This is a genomic window from Streptomyces sp. SPB074 (assembly GCF_000154905.1).
Lineage (GTDB): Bacteria > Actinomycetota > Actinomycetes > Streptomycetales > Streptomycetaceae > Streptomyces.
Genome location: NZ_GG770539.1, coordinates 5925388 through 5926905 on the forward strand (window position 1 = coordinate 5925388; position 1518 = coordinate 5926905).

General features: G+C 77.4%; 2 protein-coding genes. Both read left to right on the plus strand.

From position 1 onward, the window contains the following. Window positions 1-608: hypothetical protein (locus tag SSBG_RS25055; protein ID WP_106429379.1), on the plus strand; the 608-nt coding region annotated here is incomplete at its 5' end. Beyond that, a partial coding sequence (gene mycP / locus SSBG_RS25060) for a type VII secretion-associated serine protease mycosin (protein WP_008748861.1) occupies window positions 605-1518 on the plus strand: 914 nt, incomplete at its 3' end. The genes SSBG_RS25055 and mycP, both read left to right, overlap by 4 nt.

The following is a 1518-nucleotide window of genomic DNA, read 5'->3' on the forward strand; positions in this document are numbered from 1 at the left end:
GGCACGGCGTCCCCGTCGACACCCTGAACCCGACGCGCGTCCGCGGCGAGGGCGCGGGGCCCGGCGGCGCCGACCGGAACTGGACCCGGGTCGCCGTCGCCCCCGACGGGGACTGCGCGCACGCCTTCGACCCGCTCCTGCGGCGGGCCCTCGCCCCCGCCGGCTGCCTGCGGCTGCTGCGCGCCACGTACACCGACGCGACCCGCAGCCACCTCACCACCGTGGGCCTCCTCTTCACGAGGACCGGCCCCGCCGGGATGACCGCGCTGCGCGACCGCTTCCGCGCCGAGCACCTCGACACCCGCACCGACCTGCTCCCCCTTCCCTACGGGCCGAAGGGCTCCCTCGCGGAGGGCTTCGGCGCGCGGCAGCGCGTGAGCTGGAGCCTCACGGTGCGCACGGACCTGCCCGTCGTGGTCTGGGCCGTCTCCGGCTTCGCCGACGGACGGTCCTTCGCCACCCCGGTCCCGGCAGCGCGCGCGACACGCGAGGGCGAGGAGGGCACGGCCGCCCTCTCGGGCCTCGGCCACGACACCGCCGCGCTCGCGACCCGTACGGATCAGGCCCTGACGAAGGCGGCGGGTCCCGCCGGGGAGCCCACCGGATGAGCACGCGCCGCGTCCTCCTCACCGGGGTCACGAGCCTCGCCCTCGTGCTGCTGCCCGCGCAGCACGCGGCGGCGGACGGCATCCGCGCCCAGCAGTGGGGGCTCGGCGCCGTCCGCGCGGAGGGAGCCTGGGCCACGACGAAGGGAGCGGGCGCCACCGTCGCCGTTCTCGACACGGGCGTCGACGGCGACCACCCCGACCTCGCGGGCAACGTCCTGCCTGGCAAGGACCTCGTCGGTTTCGGCGCGCACGCGGGCGAGGAGCACTGGGCCGAGCACGGCAGCGCGATGGCCGGGATCATCGCCGCGCACGGCCACGGGCCCGGCGCGGCCGACGGCGTCATGGGCATCGCGCCCGAGGCGAAAATCCTGCCCGTGCGGGTCATCCTGGAGGACGAGGACCCGCAGCGGCCCCGCGCGGGCCGCACCCGGGGCGAGGCGCTCGCCGAGGGCATCCGCTGGGCCGCCGACCACGGCGCCGACGTCATCAACCTCTCGCTCGGCGACGACAGCACCGAGGCCCGCCCCCAGCCCGCCCAGGACGCGGCCGTGCGGTACGCGCTCGCCAAGAACGTCGTCGTGGTCGCCTCGGCGGGCAACGACGGCGAGAAGGGCGACCACGTCTCCTACCCCGCGGCCTACCCGGGGGTCCTCGCGGTCACGGCCATCGACCGCTACGGCGAGCACGCCCCCTTCTCGACCCGCCGCTGGTACGCGACCGTCGCCGCCCCGGGCGACGACATCGTGACCCTCAACCCCGACCTGCGCTACTACGAGGGCTGGGGCACCAGCGCCGCCGCCGCCTTCGTCTCCGGCACGGTCGCCCTGCTGCGCGCGGCCCATCCCGGCCTGCCCCCCGACCGCGTCCGCGCCCTGCTCGAAGAGACCGCGAGCGCGCGCCCCGAGGGCGG